We start from the raw sequence: 18,634 nt of genomic DNA, 5'->3' as shown, positions 1-18,634 counted from the left end.
CGGAACTCTGCCGGGGCCGCGGTTTGCACCGCGCCGGAAATCACGTCCTCCCAAGACTAGACCGCCTGATTTCGCGCCATTAATGGCACGCTTTTTATGCGCCGGACGTTACCGTTGGCCAGACAACTTGTCACGCGAAATTTTGCAGACCGACAGAAAGTGATGCGGTTTGTCACATTCCCCCGCGTATCCATGTGATCCGACAGATGTTTGGCTGTGGTCCCGTGAGGTGGCGTCGCCTGTTGCGCGGGCGTTGTCCGGCGGATTGCGCTGCGTCAGTCGGGCTTATCCGCAAGATGCGAGGCCCGGAACCCGTCGCACCGCAAAGCAAGCACTGCGTCGCGCAGCCGGTTGGCAAGCATCATGTGCGGCACGGTGCCGCAAGGCGTGACGTCTTGCCGGAGGCGGTTGCGGCTCCCGCGACCGCCTCCGGCGACGGTGCGATCCTCTTCGCAGCGTGTGGCGCCGCTGCCGGCAGCCCGCATCTGCGGCACGAAAATCCCGTCTTTTCATCGGGGGTATGACCGGTTATGAGCCGGACATGCGCGTGCTCCACGCCAATCTCTCGAGTTGATCGGACCATCGATGCGTCTGTCGCGGTATTTTCTGCCCATCCTGAAGGAGAATCCGAAGGAGGCGGAGATCGTCTCTCATCGGCTGATGCTGCGGGCCGGCATGATCCGGCAGCAGGCGGCGGGAATCTATTCGTTCCTGCCGCTCGGCAAGCGCGTCCTCGACAAGGTCTGCGCCATCGTCCGTGAGGAGCAGGACCGCTCCGGCGCGGTCGAGCTCCTGATGCCGACGATCCAGTCCGCCGACCTGTGGCGCGAGAGCGGCCGCTACGACGCCTACGGCAAGGAGATGCTGCGGATCGAGGATCGCCACGAGCGCGAGCTTCTGTTCGGCCCCACCAACGAGGAGATGGTCACCGACATCTTCCGCTCGTCGGTGCGGTCCTACAAGGATCTGCCGCTCAATCTCTACCATATCCAGTGGAAGTTCCGCGACGAGGTGCGGCCCCGCTTCGGCGTGATGCGCTCCCGCGAGTTCCTGATGAAGGACGCCTATTCCTTCGATCTCGACTTCGACGCCGCCCAGACCGCCTATCACCGCATGTTCGTCGCCTATCTGCGCACCTTCACGCGGTGCGGCATGAAGGCGATCCCGATGCGGGCGGACACCGGCCCGATCGGCGGCAATCTGTCCCACGAGTTCATCATCCTCGCCTCTACCGGCGAGAGCGAGGTGTTCTGCCATCGCGACTATCTCGGTCTCGCGGTCCCGGGCGAAGAGATCGACTTCTCCGACGCCGCCTCGCTCGCCGCGATCGTCGAAAGCTGGACGAAGCCCTACGCCGCCACCGACGAGATGCACGACGCAGCCCTCTGGGATGCGGTGCCCGAGGCGGACAAGGTCGCGGCGCGCGGCATCGAGGTCGGCCACATCTTCTACTTCGGCACCAAATATTCCGAGGCGATGAATGCCGTCGTCACCGGGCCGGACGGCAAGGACGTGCCAGTCCACATGGGCTCCTATGGCATCGGACCCAGCCGTCTCGTCGCCGCGATCATCGAGGCGTCCCACGACGAGGCCGGCATCGTCTGGCCCAAATCCGTCGCGCCCTTCGACGTCGGGCTCATCAACATGAAGCCTGGCGACGCCGAGTGCGATGCCGCCTGCGAGACCCTCTATGCCGAACTCGGCCGGGCCGGTTACGACGTCCTCTACGACGATCAGGACTCGCGGGCCGGCGCCAAGTTCGCCTCGATGGACCTGATCGGGCTGCCGCTGCAGGTCATCGTCGGCCCGCGCGGGGCCAAGGCCGGGGAGGCGGAGGTGAAGGTCCGCGCCACCGGCGAGCGCGAGACCGTTCCGCTCGCCTCCGTCGTCGCCAGGGTGGGCGCATGAGCCTCCCGGAAAACGCGACCGTGGCCGATGCGTCCCGCACCACCCGGCCGTTCTCGCGTTTCGAATGGATGATCGCCGGCCGCTACCTGCGCTCGCGCCGGCGCGATGCCGGCGTCTCGGTCATTGCCGGCTTCTCCTTCGTCGGAATCATGCTCGGCGTGGCCGCGCTGATCATCGTCATGTCGGTGATGAACGGCTTCAGGGGCGAGCTCCTGATGCGCATCCTCGGCGTCAACGGCCATGTGATCATGTATCCGATCGACCAGCCGCTGACCGACTACGACGCGGTGGCCCAACGCATCCAGGGCGTCGACGGCGTCCAGTTCGTCATGCCCATGGTGCAGGGCCAGGTCCTGGCGCAGGGCCCGAACACCGGCTCGACCGGCGCGCTGGTGCGCGGCGTCCGGCTCGCCGACCTGACGAAGCTCGCGCCGGTCTCCGCCAACGTCAAGCTCGGCACTCTCGAAGGGTTCGACACGGGGCAGGGGGTCGCCGTCGGCAGCCGTCTCGCCCAGTCGCTGGGGATCGGCCTCGGCGACAACATCACCCTCGTCTCGCCCGACGGCGACGTCACCGCCTTCGGCACCGCGCCGCGCGTCAAGGCCTATCCGGTGAGCGCGATCTTCGAGATCGGCATGTCGGAATACGACTCCGCCTATGTCTACATGCCGCTCGCCGAGGCGCAGCTCTTCTTCAATCAGGAGGACCGCGTCCAGTCGATCGAGATCTTCGTCGACCATCCCGACGAGGTGCAGGTGCTGCAGCCGCAGATCGAGGCGGCGGCGGGGCGTCCCAGCTACACCGTGACCTGGCAGTCCCAGAACGAGAGCTTCTTCTCGGCGCTCAACGTCGAGCGCAACGTCATGTTCATCATCCTGACGCTGATCGTCCTCGTCGCGGCGCTGAACATCATCTCCGGGCTGTTCATGCTGGTGAAGGACAAGGGCCGCGACATCGCCATCCTGAGGACGATGGGGGCGACGAAAGGCTCGGTGATGCGCGTCTTCCTGATCACCGGTGCCTCGATCGGCTTTTCCGGCACGCTCGCCGGCTTCGTCCTCGGGCTGCTCTTCTGCATCAATATCGAGAGCATCCGGCAGTTCTTTTCCTGGATCACCGGCGTCGTCCTGTTCAATCCGGAATTCTACTTCCTCAGCCAGCTGCCGGCCGAGGTCGATCCGAGCGAGGTCGTCCTCGTCGTGTCGATGGCGATCGGCCTGTCGTTCCTGGCGACCATCCTTCCCTCCTGGCGAGCCTCGCGGCTCGATCCGGTCGAGGCTTTGCGGTACGAATGATGGCTGAACCCCATGCGCTGCGGCTCGATGCCGTCGGCAAAGAGTACGTGCAGGGCGAGAACCGCCTGACCATCCTCGACAGGGCCGAGCTGACGCTCGCTCCCGGCGAGATGGTGGCGCTGGTCGCGCCGTCCGGCGCCGGCAAGTCGACGCTGCTCCACATCGCCGGGCTGCTCGACCGGCCCGACAGCGGCGAGGTCTACATCGGCGGCGTCGCCTGCGGCACGCTCGGCGACGAGAAGCGCACCGCGATGCGCCGCCAGGCGATCGGCTTCGTCTACCAGTTCCATCATCTCCTGCCGGAGTTCTCGGCGCTCGAGAACGTCATGCTGCCGCAGATGATCGGCGGCCTCTCGCAGAAGGGCGCCGCCACGAGGGCGCAGGAGCTTCTCGACTACATGCGGATCGGCGCGCGCTCGCAGCATCGGCCGGCCGAGCTTTCTGGCGGCGAGCAGCAGCGCGTTGCCATCGCCCGCGCCGTCGCCAATTCGCCCCACGTGCTGCTCGCCGACGAGCCCACCGGCAATCTCGATCCGACGACGTCCGGCTACGTCTTCGACGCACTGACGGCGCTGGTGCGCCAGTCCGGCGTGGCGGCGCTGATCGCCACCCACAATCACGACCTCGCCCGGCGCATGGATCACGCGATCACGCTCGAAGCTGGCAGGATCGTCCCGCTCGACATGGGCTGACCGCCGCAAGCCTGCGGCATCGTCGCCTGGACCAACCCGAATCATCGAACTGTCGCAGGCATTTGCCGGCGCGTTCCCGCAGGCCGCGGCCTGCGGGAACGCCTGCCTGCGATCGCCTGCCTCGCCGAGATATGGTCCTGGCTACAGGAATTCGCTTTCGGCGAGAACGCGGCGCTTGACGTCGGGAACAAAATAAGAACAAATAGGGACATAAGAGAAAACAGGAGGTCACGTCATGCTCGATTTCGCCAAGGATGTCCTTTCCCTCGCGGCCATTTCCAGCTTCCTCTTCGCCCTCAGCCTCGTCATCCACGCCGTCTGATCCCGACGTGGCGGCCACGCTGGCCGCACCCTTGCTCCCGGCCCCGATCCCGTTGCCATGCCTATGCCGGCGCCTGGTTGTGAGCGAAGGTGGAAGGCGCGGCTTTTCTGGGGACATGGAGCGCACCGGCCTTTCATCCGCCGGGTATGAGAACTACGCCTTTCTTGATGGCGGAATGCGTCGGTCGCCGGCGAGCGTTTCCTGAAAGCCGCGCCCGGACGGGCGAGCCTGCCGTCACCGCGGCGGACAGCAATGCATGAGGTCACTTCCATGGCGGACAGCGCGACGACCCGGATCGCAGACCCCTTGCCCTTCGTGCATCTGCGCGTCCACAGCTCCTTTTCGCTGCTCGAAGGGGCGCTGAAGCTCGACCAGATCATCAAGTTCGCCACCGGCGACGAGGCCCCCGCGATCGGCATCGCCGACAGCAACAACCTGTTCGGCGCGCTGGAATTCTCCGAGAAGGCGTCGAAGGCGGGAATCCAGCCGATCGTCGGCTGCCAGCTGGACGTCGATTTCGCCGATTCCGAAGTTGACAGCCGGCCGGGGCGAGGCGATCGCGGCCTGGCGCCGATCGGCCAGCTGGTGTTGATCGCGGCCACCGAGGAGGGCTACGACAATCTCGTCGAAATCGTCTCGCTGGCCTATCTCGGGCATCCGGACAACCAGCGGCCGCATGTCACGCTGGAGTGGATCGCGTCCCGCGCCGCAGGCGTGATCGCTCTGTCCGGTGGCCCGCTCGGGGTGATCGGGACAGCGCTGGCGGCCGAGCGCAGCGCCATCGCCCGGCAGCGGATCGAGCGCCTCGCCGCGATCTTCGGCGACCGGCTCTATGTCGAACTGCAGCGGCAATCCGGCTACAACCGCCGCATCGAGGCCGAGACGGTGGAACTGGCCTATGAGCTGGGCCTGCCGCTCGTCGCCACCAACGAGCCCTTTTTCGCCTGCCCCGACGATTTCGAGGCCCATGACGCGCTGCTTGCCGTCGCCAGCAACCGGCTGGTCAGCCACGAGGACCGGCGCCGGCTGACCCGCGACCATTGCCTCAAGAGCAAGTCGGAAATGGCGATGCTCTTCGCCGATCTTCCCGAGGCGCTGGAAAGCACGGTCGAGATCGCCCGGCGCTGCTCCTACCGGCCGCGCACCCGCGCACCGATCCTGCCGCGCTTTGCCGGCGCGGATGCCGAGCCGGTGGCTGCGGACGCGGCGGAGGTCGCGGAACTGCGGCGTCAGGCCTTCGAGGGGCTGGAAGCGCGGCTGACGAAGCTCGGCTGCGCGCCGGGAGTCTCCGAGGCGGCCTATCGCGATCGTCTCGACTTCGAGCTCGGCATCATCGAGCGGATGAAGTTCCCGGGATACTTCCTGATCGTTTCGGACTTCATCAAATGGGCAAAGGCGCAAGGCATCCCGGTCGGGCCCGGGCGCGGATCGGGCGCCGGCTCCCTCGTCGCCTATTCCCTGACGATCACCGACCTCGATCCTTTGCGCTTCTCGCTGCTGTTCGAGCGCTTCCTCAACCCCGAGCGCGTCTCGATGCCGGATTTCGACATCGACTTCTGCCAGGACCGGCGTGAAGAGGTCATCCGCTACGTCCAGGAGAAATACGGGCGCGAGCAGGTCGGCCAGATCATCACCTTCGGAACGCTGCAGGCCCGGGCCGTGCTGCGCGACGTCGGCCGGGTGCTGGAAATGTCGTATGGCCAGGTCGACAAGCTCTGCAAGCTGGTGCCGCAGAACCCCGCCAATCCGGTGACCCTCGCCCAGGCGCTGGAGGAGGAGCCGCGGCTCGCCGAGGCGCGCAAGGCCGAGGATGTGGTCGACCGGCTGATCTCGATCGCCCTGAAGCTCGAGGGGCTCTACCGCCACGCCTCGACCCACGCGGCGGGCATCGTCATCGGCGACCGGCCGCTGTCGAAGCTCGTGCCGATGTATCGCGATCCGCGATCCGACATGCCGGTCACCCAGTTCAACATGAAGTGGGTCGAGCCGGCGGGGCTGGTGAAGTTCGACTTCCTCGGCCTGAAGACCCTGACGACCCTGAAGACGGCGGTCGATCTCATCGCCCGCAAGGGCATCGACATCGACCTGTCGGCCCTGCCGCTCGACGACGCCAAAACCTACGAGATGCTGACCCGCGGCGAGACCGTGGGCGTCTTCCAGGTGGAATCGGTCGGCATGCGCAAGGCGCTGATCGGCATGCGGCCGGACTGCCTCGAGGACATCATCGCCCTGGTGGCGCTCTACCGTCCGGGACCGATGGAGAACATCCCGACCTACAATGCCCGCAAGCACAAGGAGGAGGAGCCGGACTTCCTCCATCCGATGCTCGAGCCGATCCTGAAGGAGACGCAAGGCGTCATCATCTATCAGGAGCAGGTGATGCAGATCGCCCAGGTCCTGTCCGGCTACTCCCTCGGCGAGGCCGATCTCCTGCGCCGCGCCATGGGCAAGAAGATCCGCGCCGAGATGGACAAGCAGCGGGTGCGCTTCGTCGAGGGCGCGGTGAAGAACGGCATCGCCAAGGGCCAGGCGAACACGATCTTCGACCTTCTGGCCAAGTTTGCCGACTACGGCTTCAACAAGTCGCACGCGGCCTGCTACGCCCTCGTCGCCTATCAGACTGCCTATCTGAAGGCCAACCATCCGGTCGAGTTCCTCGCCGCGTCGATGACGCTCGATACCGGCAACACCGACAAGCTGAACGATTTCCGCTCCGATGCGCGGCGGCTGGGCATCGAGGTGGTGCAGCCCTCGGTGCAGACCTCGCACAAGGCCTTCGAGGTCGGCGACAACAAGATCTTCTACGCCCTTGCGGCCATCAAGGGGGTCGGCGAGCACGCCGTCATCCACATCGTCGAGCGGCGGGGGGACAAGCCCTTCGCCTCGCTGGAGGATTTCTGCGCGCGGATCGATCCGAAGATCGTCAACAAGCGCACGCTCGAATTCCTCATCGCGGCGGGCGCGTTCGACTGCTTCGGCCACGACCGCTCGCTGCTCTACGCCAATATCGAGCGAATGGCGTCCTACGCGCTGCGGGTCTCGGAGGGACGCGCCACCGGCCAGCACGACATGTTCGGCCAGGCGGCGGGCGGGGCGCCGGAACCTCTGGCGCTCGGCCCTGCGCCGCTGTGGACCGCCTCGGAAAAGCTGATGAAGGAGTTCCAGGCGGTGGGCTTCTATCTCTCCGCCCATCCCCTCGACGAGTACAAGGACGTGTTGCGGCGGCTGCGCGTGCAGTCCCATACGGAAGTCGTCTCCGCCGTGAAGCGCGGCGCCAGCGCCGGCAGGCTCGCCGGCACCGTGACCTCGCGCCAGGAGCGAAAGACCCGCACCGGTGGCAAGATCGGCATCGTGCAGCTATCCGATCCGAGCGGCCAGTACGAGGTCGTCTTGTTCTCCGAGGCGCTCGTCGCCTTCCGCGACGTGCTCGAGCCCGGTGCGTCCGTCATCGTCACGGTCTCGGCCGAGGAGCGGCCGGAGGGGATATCGCTGCGTGCCCAGCAGGTGCAGTCGCTGGAGGACGAGGCGGTGCGGACCCAGAAGGCGCTGCGCGTCTTCATGCGGGACGCCAAGCCGCTGACGAGCTTCCGCAGCCAGCTGTCGAGCGACGGCGACAGCGAGGTGTCGCTGGTTCTCGTGCGCGACGAGGGCGAGCGGGAGGTCGAGATCACGCTGCCGGGCCGCTACCGGGTGTCGCCGCAGATGGCGAGTGCCGTCAAGGCGGCGCCGGGCGTGCTGGACGTCGAACTCCTTTAGGGCGGGCGGCTAGGGCGGGCGGCGGACACGGTACGGCCGCCTGCGGTCCTCCCGGGCCAGGGCCGATCGGGCTCCGGCTCCCGGCGTCGCCAGCCATCGGCAACTCGTCCGTCCAAGGCCTCTCAGCGTCAGACGTCCACCGTCGCAGGCACCCGCCACATCAGTCGGCGGGCGCGTCGGCCGCGGGATCGCCCGTCCGCGCCGGGTCGGGGCGGCGGCGTTCGAGGCGCCCGAAGGTGATGCCGGTCTCGATCGCGCTCTTGCCGAACTTGCCGCGCAGATTGTCGAGGGCGGCTTCGGCCCGCGCCCGCTTCGCTGCTCCCTGGTCGACGAGATCGACCGGATCGGCACGCAGTGCCGGGGAAAAATCCGCGCAACCGATGCCGATCAGGCGAAACCTGGTGCCGTCTGCCTCCTTTTCGAGAAGCGCGCGGCCGGTGGCGAAGATGCGGTCGGCGAGGCGGGTCGGATCGCCGAGCCTGCGGTTGCGGGTCCGGATCGCGAAGTCCGCGGTCTTGAGCTTCAGGACGATGGTGGAGGCGGCGAGGTCGGTCTTCTTCAGCCGCGCCGCGACGGTTTCGCTGAGATCGCGCAGGATCGGCGTCAATGCGTCCAGGGACGAGATGTCGGTGTCGAAGGTCGTCTCGGCGGAGATGCTCTTGGCCTCGCCGCGGGGATTGACCGGTCGCTCGTCGATGCCGCGCGCCAGCCGAAAGAGCCGCCGGCCCGTCTCGCCATAGCGCTTCATCAGGTCGGTCTCTTCCATCGTCTGGAGCTGGCCGATGCGGGTGAGGCCGTCGCGCGCGAGCTTCTGCTCCATCGCCTGGCCGACGCCCCAGATCAGGGTGATCGGCTTGCCCGCGAGAAAGCTCAGCGTCTCGCCCCGCCCGATGACCGAGAAGCCGCGTGGCTTTTCCAGGTCACTGGCGATCTTGGCGAGGAACTTGTTGTGGGACAGTCCGATGGAGACGGTGATGCCGAGGCTCGTCTCGATGCGTCTGGCAAGGCGGGCGAGCGTGACGCTGCTCGGCTCGCCGTGGAGGGCCTGCGTCCCCGCGAGATCGAGGAAGGCCTCGTCGATCGACAGCGGCTCGACCAGCGGCGTGATCTCGCTCATCAGCGCCCGGACGGTGCGGCCGACGCCGACATATTTCTCCATGTTCGGCCGGATGACGACGGCGTCGGGGCAGAGCTTCAGCGCCTTGAACATTGGCATGGCGGACCGCACGCCTCTGATGCGGGCGATGTAGCAGGCGGTGGAGACGACGCCCCGCCGGCCGCCCCCGATGATCAGGGGCTTGTCGGCGAGCTCCGGCCGATCGCGCTTCTCGATGCTGGCATAGAACGCATCGCAGTCGATATGGGCGAGGGAGAGCTGCGAGGCCTCCGGATGGTCGAGAAGGCGCGGGCTGCCGCAGTGGCGGCAACGGCGCGGACCGGCCTTTCCCGGGGCGAAGCAGTCGCGGCAGAAAGTCGAGATGTCGGAGATCGGCATGGCGGTCGCACCCGGTGAGCGACGATCATAGCCGAACGAAGGAGGAACGGCGAGATGACGCTGGCAAGCCGGCAGGGGGAATTTTCGACGGGAGGCGAGAAATCAGTCGCCGATCCATGTCCGGATGATCACCTCCGCCTCGCTCCAGTCGCGGGCGCTGGCTGCCGCCGCCGTCAGCGCCGGCAGATGGGGCCGGAACACCTCGTTCGCCATCAGATGCAGGAGCCGCACGTGGGGCGCGCTGCGATGCACGACGGCGAGATTGGGCGGCAGGTCGTCGACGAAGACCACCGGCCCGCTCCTGCGGGCGCAGAGCTCGGCCATCACAGCCCCCTTGGAGCGTTCGGTCGCGATCATCGGAAAGGCGAGGCCGGCATCGTCGAGAAGCCGTCGACGCCGATCGTAGTGGCTGGGAGTCATCGCCGTGAGGAACAGGATGTCGGCGCGCAGCGACAGGCGTGCGAGCGCCTCGCCGACGCCCGGCACGGGCGGCTGGCGCGTCTGCTGCTCGTGGTAGAGCTGCTGGGTGATCGCTTCCAGACGGGGGCCCGATAGCGCGGCGCCCGTCGCGATCGAGCGGACATTGCCGGTCAGCCGGAAGCTATCCGGATGCAGACGGGCGCCGTGCTCGTCGAGCAGGCGACAAAATGGGCTGATGAATTCCAGAACAACTTCATCGACATCCAGAACGAGAAGTGCATTATTCCGCTGCGGAAGAGAATCGACGGACGGGCCCGCTGTTTCAGGCTTCGAGGTCACGGCAGATCACAATTTTGAGAGGTTTCATTCGGAAACCTCGTCGACAGGGTGCAGTGCCATCCGTGCGGCCGGCACCTGATGGAGCGGCAGGCCCTCCGCTTCGCAGAACGCCGCAAGCGTCGGTTCGTGCCCGAGAATGAAGTCGAGAACTCCCGGCAGGAAGCCGTCCTCCTGCGCCGCGCGCCGCAGGCTGGCGGGGTCGAGACCGGTGAGCCCGAGAAACCGGGGCAGGAGAACGGGATCGGCGGCGATGAAGGCGAGGGCCTTGATCGCAATCGCCTGCGCCGCTTCCGCGTCGAGGGCGTTTCGTCTGTCGCCAGGCCGGCGCGGCAGCCGCGGATCGTTAACGAACGTCAATGGATCGATACCCGATTCTTAAAGAAATTCGCTTACATAAGCTGGAGTAGCCGAATTATTCGGACGGGTCGAGGCAGGGAGTATCGACGATGACAAAGACCGTCATGATCGTCGAGGACAATGAGCTGAACATGAAGCTGTTCCGCGATCTCCTCGTGGCGCACGGCTACGACACCGTGCAGACCCGAAGTGGCCTGGAAGCGATGGATCTCGCCCGTGCCCACAGGCCGGACCTGATCCTGATGGACATTCAGCTGCCGGAAATCTCCGGGCTGGACGTCACTCGCCAGCTCAAGGCGGATCCGGAGCTGTTCAAGATCCCGATCGTCGCAGTGACCGCCTTCGCCATGAAGGGCGACGAGGAGCGGATCCGGCAGGGGGGCTGCGAGGCCTACATCTCCAAGCCGATCTCGGTGAACCGCTTCATGGAAGTGATTCGTTCCTTCCTCGACGACGCCTGAGCCGCCCGATGACCGCGCGCATTCTCGTCGTCGACGACATCGAGGTGAACCTGCGGCTGCTATCGGCGCGACTTGCCGCGGAATATTACGACGTCGTCACCGCCATCAGCGGCGAGGCGGCCCTCGAGGTGCTCGCGCAGCAGCCCGTCGACCTCGTCCTTCTCGACGTGATGATGCCCGGGCTCGACGGTTTCGAGGTCTGCCGCAGGATCAAGGCAGCGCCGGGATCGATGCATGTCCCGGTCGTCCTGATCACCGCGCTCGACCAACCGGAAGACCGGCTGGCCGGCCTCGAGGCAGGCGCCGACGACTTTCTGACCAAGCCGGTCGGAGACCTGGCGCTGCTGGCGCGGGTGCGCAGCCTGGCGCGGCTGAAGCGCGTGACGGACGAGCTGCGCCTGAGGGCGGAAACGGCGATGCAACTGGTCGGCGGCGAGATGGAGTTGCTGCGGCAGCTCGCGACGGAGAGGTCGCATACGCTCGCCCTGATCGAGGCGGCAGAGGACGGACGCCTGATCGAGCGGCGACTGCGCGGCGAGACCGAGCTGACGATCCTCTTCCAGGCTGCGGACTTCCTCGATCGGGCAGCCGGCGACGGCATCGATGTTCTCGTCGTCGATCTGGCCGCCACGACGCACGATCCGCTGCGGCTGATCTCGCAGCTCCGGTCCGGGCAGGCGACCCGCCTCAAGCCGATCCTCGCCCTCGCCGAGGCCGGCGACGAGACGAAGGCGGCACGCGCGCTGGAGCTCGGCGCCAACGACTATGTTCCGAGGCCCATCGACCGCAACGAGCTCGCAGCCCGGCTGCGCACGCAGCTGCGCCGTTCGCGATACGACGAAGGCCTGCGCCGCTCGCTGCAGCAGACCATCGAACTTGCCGTCACCGATCCCCTGACCGGTCTCCACAATCGCCGCTTCCTCGACATCCATCTCGATCGCGCCGCAAATGCCGAAGGGACCTTCTCTGTCGCGCTGCTCGACATCGACCATTTCAAGCGCATCAACGACGGCTTCGGCCATGATGCGGGAGACAGGGTGCTGATCGAATTCGCCCGCCGGCTGCGGGGCGCGATTCGCGCGAGCGATCTGGCGTGCCGGTATGGCGGCGAGGAATTCGCGGTGCTCATGGCAGGCGCCGACGCCGAGACCGCCTTCGGTGTCGCCGAACGGATCCGCAACGCCGTGTCGGAAGCCCTGTTCTCGATCGGCGGCGAGGCACTGGCGGTGACGGTCAGCGCGGGCCTTGCCCTGTCGCGGGGCGGCGAGACGCGCAGCGCCATTCTCAAGCGGGCCGACGCGGCGCTCTACGAGGCCAAACGCGCGGGCCGCAATCGCGTCGCCAGTGCCGAGGCGGCGTGAGGGTCCTGCACCGGCAAGTTGGGGATAAGCCCGCGCGGGGCGGCTTCGACGGTTGGCAGGATCTTAACCCTCTTGCTAAAACTTTCCTCTTCGAGCCGGCGGCGAAGTTGCAATTCGACCGGTTCTGAGCAAGTGTTCCCTCAAGGAATTCAGGGCGCCTGCTGCCTCTTGCCAGGCCCCCGAGTTACCCCATGGAATGCTCAGGTCCGCCGCATCTCCTGGGTCCCGTGGGGGGTCGGTCGGCACCGCGCAATGACGGTTTCCTCGTACTGTCGCGCGAATGCCGGCCGGCCACTGATTCCTTCCTCTCTCAGCAATTGCCTCAAGCCCAGACCGCCTGTTTCCGGGTTGGATGCCGTCTCTTCACGCCGTGACGGGGCTGCGCCGTCCTGCGACGCCAGCGTTGCGGATGTCTCGTCGGGAATGCCTGGCGTCGATATGCGGATGCCGGACATCCTGCGGAGATGCCCTAAGATCGTCGGGATGGGTGTGGGCTGACATTCATCAGACGTTGAAAGGCTCAAGGCGCGCGTCAGCCGGCTCGTCCGATGGGGCGATTCCCTGCCTGCGCTTCACTTGCGCGCCGTGCCACAGGTCTCGTCGTGGCCGGTGCAGGGAATGTCACGGTCGACGCCGCGAATGGAACTGTCGCCGAAGGAGCGTCATGACGCTCCGGGTCGCCATGAACTTGCCTCGTCCGGCTGGACACCGGGTCGGCCGAGGTGACGTGTAGGGGCCCTGATCTTGCGAAGCAGCAAGGGCCGACGCTCCGGCTCGGTGCGGATGGGCGCCGCAGCAACCGATGCCCGTAAAGGCTTCGGGCCCGGCCTAGTGGCCGAGCCCGAAGAGTCTCAGAAAAAACTGCGGCGGGCCCACCACCCGGTGCGCCGCGGCTTGCCGTCTTCGCCGCTCGCCTCTTCGCCGGTCGAGGACGTCACCACCGGCTCCCTGGGAGCTGCGGGTTCGGGAACGTCGTCATTGGCTGGCTGATCTGCGCCAGACTGATCGGCAGCAGCCTGATCGGCCGCGACGACCTCCTCGCCGGCCGCAACGGTTTCCGCCGCGCCGCCGTCGTCGCTCGACGTGACAGCTTCCGGCTGGCTCGCTTCGGCCTCGGGCACCTCGACATGATCGATGGGGTCCGCCGCCTCGACGCTATGCTCCACCGGCGCCTCGGCGTGATGCTCCGGCTCCTCGCTGTGCGGGGCCTGCGACCAGACCTGCTCCGAGACCACGACCGTGTCGCTGACCGTCTCGCTCACCACGGCGACCGCCACGGCGTCCTCATGGGCTTCGTCATGCGGAGCGTCCGAAAACGCCTCCGGCGCGACGACATGCGCAGTGGCTTCGCCGGAGAAGACCGTCTCTTCCTGCCGCGTCTCGCTGGCGACCACGGCGGCCTCGCTCACGGCGGCGACCGGCTCGGTGCCGTTGCCGGCTTCTTCGCCGGCCTCGCCATTCTGGTCCCGGTGGCGCCTGCCGCCCCGGCGGCCGCGCCGGCGGCGGCGCGAGCCGCGATCGCCATCATCGGCTTCGCCCGACGCGTCGTCATCGCTCTCATCGCTCTCGTCTTCGCCGCTCTCGGCTTCCTCGCCCGAATCGGTCGAGCCGTCCGAGGAGGCGTTCGCCTCCCCATTCTGGGCGTCCTCGCGTTCGCCCCGCCGGCGCCGCCGCCGCCGGCGACGGCGCTTGCCGTCGCCCTCGTCCTTCTGGGTGTCGCTCGCCTTCGTATCGGTCTCTTCGGCGACGGCCTCTTCGGGCGCCTCCTCCTCGACGACGTCGATCTCCTCATCGGCGACGACCGATTCGGGATGCGCCGCGATCTGCCGGATGATCGGCTGTTCCGCCGGAGCGCCGTGTTCGATCGTCACGCCCTGGTGGCCGGCGGCTTCATCGGCCTCGATGGTGATCCTCAGGCCGAAATGCTGCTCCAGCTCGTCGATCCGCTTGCGCTTCTCGTTGAGGACGTAGATCGCCGTCGCGGTCGGAACCTTGACGACGAGATCGTGGGTCGCGTGCTTCTGCAGGTGCTCCTCGATCGTGCGCAGCACGTGCAGCGCCAGCGAGGAAGCCGAGCGGATATGGCCGGCACCGCCACAGACCGGGCAGGCCTGCATGGTGGATTCCAGCACGCTGGCGCGAATGCGCTGGCGGCTCATCTCCAGAAGACCGAAATGGGAGATCTTGCCGACCTGGATGCGCGCCCGGTCGTCCTTCAGGCAATCCTTGATCTTCTTCTCGACGGCGCGGTTGTTGCGCTTCTCTTCCATGTCGATGAAGTCGATGACGATCAGGCCGGCGAGGTCGCGCAGCCGGAGCTGCCTCGCGACCTCCTCGGCCGCCTCCAGATTGGTCTGGTAGGCGGTGTCCTCGATCGAATGCTCCCGCGTCGAGCGGCCGGAGTTGACGTCGATGGCGACCAGCGCCTCGGTCTGGTTGATGATGATGTAGCCGCCGGACTTCAGCGTGACATGCGGCTGCAGCATCTTGTCGAGCTGGGTCTCGATGCCCTGGCGGGCGAAGATCGGCGTCGGGTCGCGGTACGGCTGGACGACCTTTGCCTGGCTCGGCATCAGCATCCGCATGAAGTCCTTGGCCTCGCGGTAGCCGCCTTCGCCGGCGACCAGGATCTGGTCGATGTCCTTGTTGTAGAGGTCGCGGATCGAGCGCTTGATCAGGCTGCCTTCCTCATAGACGAGGGCAGGGGCGATCGAGGAGAGGGTGACGGTTCGCACCGTCTCCCACAGCCGCATCAGATATTCGTAGTCGCGCTTGACCTCGGCCTTGGTGCGGTTGGCGCCGGCGGTCCGCAGGATGATGCCCATGCCGCGCGGCACTTCGAGGTCGCGCACCACGTCCTTCAGACGCTTGCGGTCGGCGGCATTGGTGATCTTGCGGGAGATGCCGCCGCCGCGCGCGGTGTTCGGCATCAGGACCGAATAGCGACCGGCGAGCGACAGATAGGTCGTCAGCGCCGCGCCCTTGTTGCCGCGCTCTTCCTTGACGACCTGGACGAGCAGGATCTGGCGGCGCTTGATGACCTCCTGGATCTTGTACTGGCGCCGCGGGCGGCTCTGGCGGACCGGGACCTCCTCCATCGCGTCCTCGGAGCCGAGATCGTCGATCTCCTCGGGCTCGCCATCCTCGTCGGCGTTATCGTCGGTGTCGGCGTCCCGGCCGCGGCCACGCGGCCGCCGGCCACGGCGCGGCTTGCGCGAACGGCCGTTGTCTTCGCCCTCGTCGGAAGAGGTCTCGTCCGCGTCGTCGTCGGAGCCCTCGGCCTCGTCGGCGCCGCGGGCCTCGATCGTGTCGGACGCATCGTCGTGACGGTCCTGCGCATGCGGCGCGTCGTCGCGGCCGTCGCCGGTCGCGGCGACATCGTCATCGCCGGTCTCGCCGGCATTGTCCGAAACGTCCTCGGCGACCGTTTCGCCGTCCTCGCGGGCGGCAGCCTTGCCGCGCGTCCGGCCGCGACCGCGCTGCGCCTTGGGGGCGGGCTTGGCCTTCGGCTCGTCGTCGTCGTCCTCGTCGCCGCGCGCCATCTCCTCGGCGAGCAGCGCCTCGCGATCGGCCTTCGGGATCTGGTAGTAGTCGGGGTGGATTTCGGAGAAGGCGAGGAAGCCGTGGCGGTTGCCGCCATACTCGACGAAGGCGGCCTGCAGCGACGGTTCGACCCGCGTGACCTTGGCGAGGTAGATGTTCCCCTTGAGCTGCTTCTTGTGTTCCGATTCGAAATCGAACTCTTCGATCCGGCTACCGCGGACGACGACGACGCGCGTCTCTTCCGGGTGGGACGCGTCGATCAGCATTTTGTTTGCCATGAGATGACTCCCCGGCGCTCGCGCAAGGGACACGCATCCGGCAGATCATCGCCAAGCGGTCTTTCGTTGGGCGCGAGCCCGACTGGGCCGTGCATACAGGCCGCTGCTCGACGATTCCGCGCTGATGACCGGCCGCAACGAGGCGGACGCTGGGCAACGACTGACGGTGAAAATCGGACAGATGCGGCAAATACACGACCTTATAACAACAGGTGACCGCCATCGGGCGGCCGATGAAACGTCGCGCATGCGCCCCCGGGCGGGCGGCGCATCTCGACGAGAAGTGTGCCGATCGCAGTTCCAGCTGCGGCATCGGCGAAAAACCTCGACTTGAGGCGGGGTGGTGGAACGCAGCATCGCCTCTCGGGCGGGTCGGCATCCGACACGGGGCGGCGTGCGCCTGACGCGGGCTTCCGAACCTCTTGCCGGCGACGCGATTTCCGCCACCACAAACCTCGATCCTGCTTTTATGACGGGTTATTGACCATGACAAGGGTGCTGCCCGTTCGGCAGGCGGTCAAAGCGACGAAATCGGTGCGAAAACCCGGTTCCGAAGCCATCCCGCCGAGCTTCGCGCAAGGCTCGCCAGCCATTGATCCGGTCGGGCGTCCGGCATGGACGCCTCGACGCGGCGTTCCGCCCTGTCGCAGCGACGTTCATCCGGCACGACCTGTTGCGCGAGCACCGGCTGCGCAACGGCTGGTGCCGAGGCGGAGGCGCTCGTCGTCCGGGTGCCCTGATCTGGCCATGGCGGATGTGCTATGGCCGCGGCACCGATCGTCGGAGGTCGTCTGCGCACTGACACTGAAAGTGACCTTTCGCCACAGGCAACCGTGGAAAGATGTCCGAATGATCGCCGGCCGTTCGCTCGCTGCTCTCGTCCTTGCCCTTCTCGTTCCGGTTCTCGGCCTTTCGGCCAGTGGTGTCGCGATGGCCGGAGAGGAGCGCGTCATCACCCGCATCGAGCCCACCGCCAGCAAGGCCGGCCTGTCGGTTCGCTTCACGCTCACCGGCAAGACCCGCGTCCGCAGCTTCGCCCTGAAGAATCCCGACCGCATCGCGGTGGACTTCGAGGACACGGTTCCGGCCGTCGGGTTCGACCAGCTGCCGGACAATCCGCTGGCCTCGACGGTGCGCCACGGGCTCGTGACCGCGGATCGCTACCGGGTGATCTTCCGGCTCAAGGCTCCGGCGGCCGCCGCCTTGAGCGAGCGGTTGGAGGACGGCAGTCAGGTCGTCGACGTCGCGCTCACGGTGCCGGGCCGCGCGCCTGACGACGCGGGGCAGGTTGCGGCCACGGCGGCCGAGCCGTCGGCTCCCCGGAGCGAGGACGGTCCCCCGGCCCGGACGGCCGGTCCCCGGAAGCTGACGATCGTCATCGATCCCGGTCATGGCGGCGACGACAAGGGTGCCGTCTCGCCCTCCGGGACCATGGAGAAGAACGTCAATCTGGAAAACGCCCGGATGCTGCGTGACCTCCTTCGCGCTTATCCGAACGTCGACGCGGAGCTCACCCGCAACAGCGACGTTTTCATCCCGCTCGACGCGCGGGCCGCGGCGGCGCGCGAGTTCGGAGCCGATCTCTTTCTCTCCATCCACGCCGATTCGATTCATTACAAGGCGCTGCGCGGGGCGACGGTCTACACATTGTCGGAAGACGCATCGGACGAGCTCTCCCGGCAGATCGCCGCGAACGAGAACGCCTCCGACCGTTTCGCTCCGACGGGCTTCCAGGAGACCTCGCCGGAGATCTTCGACATCCTGCTCGACCTGACGCGCCGGGAGACGGTGAGCTTTTCCGAGCACTTCGCCTCGGCCCTCGTCACCGACCTGTCGAGGCGCAACATCGAACTCATCAAGAACCCGAAGCGCTCGGCGGGCTTCCGGGTCCTGAAGGCGCCGGACATCCCCTCGGTTCTGGTCGAGATGGGGTTCCTGTCCAACGACAAGGACGAGAAGCTGCTGAAGGACGACGCGTGGCGGCGCAAGATCACCTCCGCCATCGCCGAATCGATCATCGGGTTCTTTCGCGGCGGCCAGGCGGACGCGCTCAAGGCGGCGGAAGGGCGCGGCTGAAAAGCACCGCCCGATCAGCCGGTTGGATGCTGGGGCGATTCGCCGCTGCGACGCTGGCGTCGCAGCCGGATCGGCAAAGCTTGACCGGGCCTTGTCGGGTTTGCGAATGTTCGTGGCAATTCGGCAACATTCATCTGCGCAGATGCCGGAAAATCCGGGCCGATCCATCGCAACGCCGCAATTTGCGGTCATGGCAGGCTTGTCCCCGCGCGGTCCAGCGGGGAGAGGGATGGGGCGGCCATCCCTGAGGGGGAGGGCGATCGGCTGAGCGATCGTCCGCCGGACAGTGGGCCTAGGGCAGCGGGCGCCAGGCAATGCGGGCGCCGGACAA

At 67.0% G+C, this 18,634-nt stretch carries 11 protein-coding genes; 7 read left to right on the top strand and 4 right to left on the bottom strand.

The window, feature by feature from the left end:
• Nucleotides 1-585: 585 nt before the first annotated feature.
• The 4 genes from proS to dnaE all read left to right on the top strand — a co-directional run bounded on the left by proS (nucleotide 586) and on the right by dnaE (nucleotide 7,973).
• Nucleotides 586-1,908, top strand: a complete 1,323-nt coding sequence (proS, locus tag ATO4_RS02370) for a proline--tRNA ligase (protein ID WP_083589756.1) — start codon at nucleotides 586-588, stop codon at nucleotides 1,906-1,908.
• Nucleotides 1,905-3,203 (top strand): lipoprotein-releasing ABC transporter permease subunit, encoded by a 1,299-nt coding sequence (locus ATO4_RS02365; protein WP_083589755.1) that lies wholly within the window; start codon nucleotides 1,905-1,907, stop codon nucleotides 3,201-3,203. The genes proS and ATO4_RS02365 overlap by 4 nt, the downstream gene beginning before the upstream one ends.
• Nucleotides 3,203-3,895, top strand: coding sequence for an ABC transporter ATP-binding protein (locus ATO4_RS02360; RefSeq protein ID WP_083589754.1), 693 nt, complete (start codon nucleotides 3,203-3,205; stop codon nucleotides 3,893-3,895). Before ATO4_RS02365 ends, ATO4_RS02360 begins: the two co-directional genes overlap by 1 nt.
• A gap of 574 nt (nucleotides 3,896-4,469) precedes the next feature.
• Nucleotides 4,470-7,973 carry a DNA polymerase III subunit alpha gene (gene dnaE / locus ATO4_RS02355; RefSeq protein ID WP_083589753.1) on the top strand — a complete coding sequence of 1,168 codons (3,504 nt, stop codon included), beginning with the start codon at nucleotides 4,470-4,472 and terminating at the stop codon, nucleotides 7,971-7,973.
• Between the two features lie 160 nt (nucleotides 7,974-8,133).
• On the opposite strand, the gene ATO4_RS02350 is transcribed toward dnaE, so the two are convergent.
• The 3 genes from ATO4_RS02350 to ATO4_RS02340 form a co-directional block, all read right to left on the bottom strand.
• Nucleotides 8,134-9,468 carry a DNA polymerase IV gene (locus tag ATO4_RS02350; RefSeq protein WP_083589752.1) on the bottom strand — a complete coding sequence of 445 codons (1,335 nt, stop codon included), beginning with the start codon at nucleotides 9,466-9,468 and terminating at the stop codon, nucleotides 8,134-8,136.
• 102 nt (nucleotides 9,469-9,570) lie between these two features.
• A complete protein-coding gene (locus tag ATO4_RS02345) occupies nucleotides 9,571-10,227 on the bottom strand; it encodes a hypothetical protein (protein ID WP_083589751.1) in 657 nt (218 codons plus the stop codon).
• Between the two features lie 24 nt (nucleotides 10,228-10,251).
• Entirely contained in the window at nucleotides 10,252-10,560 is a 309-nt protein-coding gene (locus tag ATO4_RS02340) for a DUF3572 domain-containing protein (protein WP_083589854.1), read from the bottom strand.
• Nucleotides 10,561-10,673: 113 nt separating this feature from the next.
• Here ATO4_RS02340 and ATO4_RS02335 point away from each other — a divergent pair, with 113 nt between their 5' ends.
• Nucleotides 10,674-11,045, top strand: coding sequence for a response regulator (locus tag ATO4_RS02335; protein WP_083589750.1), 372 nt, complete (start codon nucleotides 10,674-10,676; stop codon nucleotides 11,043-11,045).
• An 8-nt stretch (nucleotides 11,046-11,053) separates the two neighbouring features.
• On the top strand, nucleotides 11,054-12,406 hold the full coding sequence (locus tag ATO4_RS02330; RefSeq protein WP_083589749.1) for a PleD family two-component system response regulator: 1,353 nt from the start codon (nucleotides 11,054-11,056) through the stop codon (nucleotides 12,404-12,406).
• A gap of 851 nt (nucleotides 12,407-13,257) precedes the next feature.
• Here the strand turns inward: ATO4_RS02330 and ATO4_RS02325 are convergent.
• The gene (locus ATO4_RS02325) at nucleotides 13,258-16,227 is read right to left on the bottom strand and encodes an Rne/Rng family ribonuclease (RefSeq protein ID WP_083589748.1); all 2,970 of its coding nucleotides are present in this window, start codon (nucleotides 16,225-16,227) and stop codon (nucleotides 13,258-13,260) included.
• Nucleotides 16,228-17,076: 849 nt separating this feature from the next.
• On the opposite strand from ATO4_RS02325, the gene ATO4_RS02320 reads away from it, so the two are divergent.
• Complete coding sequence (locus ATO4_RS02320; protein ID WP_176222827.1) at nucleotides 17,077-18,303, top strand: N-acetylmuramoyl-L-alanine amidase; 1,227 nt, start codon at nucleotides 17,077-17,079, stop codon at nucleotides 18,301-18,303.
• Nucleotides 18,304-18,634 lie beyond the last annotated feature (331 nt).

The sequence above is a fragment of the Aurantimonas sp. 22II-16-19i genome (assembly GCF_002088275.1).
GTDB lineage: Bacteria > Pseudomonadota > Alphaproteobacteria > Rhizobiales > Rhizobiaceae > Jiella.
This window is presented reverse-complemented; position numbering and strand designations above follow the sequence as displayed.

What these genes read in the sequence shown, in the direction of transcription:
- proS (WP_083589756.1), top strand. Translation starts at nt 586, where the DNA reads ATGCGTCTGTCGCGGTATTTTCTGCCCATCCTGAAGGAGAATCCGAAG.
- ATO4_RS02365 (WP_083589755.1), top strand. Translation starts at nt 1,905, where the DNA reads ATGAGCCTCCCGGAAAACGCGACCGTGGCCGATGCGTCCCGCACCACC.
- ATO4_RS02360 (WP_083589754.1), top strand. Translation starts at nt 3,203, where the DNA reads ATGGCTGAACCCCATGCGCTGCGGCTCGATGCCGTCGGCAAAGAGTAC.
- dnaE (WP_083589753.1), top strand. Translation starts at nt 4,470, where the DNA reads ATGCATGAGGTCACTTCCATGGCGGACAGCGCGACGACCCGGATCGCA.
- ATO4_RS02350 (WP_083589752.1), bottom strand. Translation starts at nt 9,468, where the DNA reads ATGCCGATCTCCGACATCTCGACTTTCTGCCGCGACTGCTTCGCCCCG.
- ATO4_RS02335 (WP_083589750.1), top strand. Translation starts at nt 10,674, where the DNA reads ATGACAAAGACCGTCATGATCGTCGAGGACAATGAGCTGAACATGAAG.
- ATO4_RS02330 (WP_083589749.1), top strand. Translation starts at nt 11,054, where the DNA reads ATGACCGCGCGCATTCTCGTCGTCGACGACATCGAGGTGAACCTGCGG.
- ATO4_RS02325 (WP_083589748.1), bottom strand. Translation starts at nt 16,227, where the DNA reads ATGGCAAACAAAATGCTGATCGACGCGTCCCACCCGGAAGAGACGCGC.
- ATO4_RS02320 (WP_176222827.1), top strand. Translation starts at nt 17,077, where the DNA reads ATGATCGCCGGCCGTTCGCTCGCTGCTCTCGTCCTTGCCCTTCTCGTT.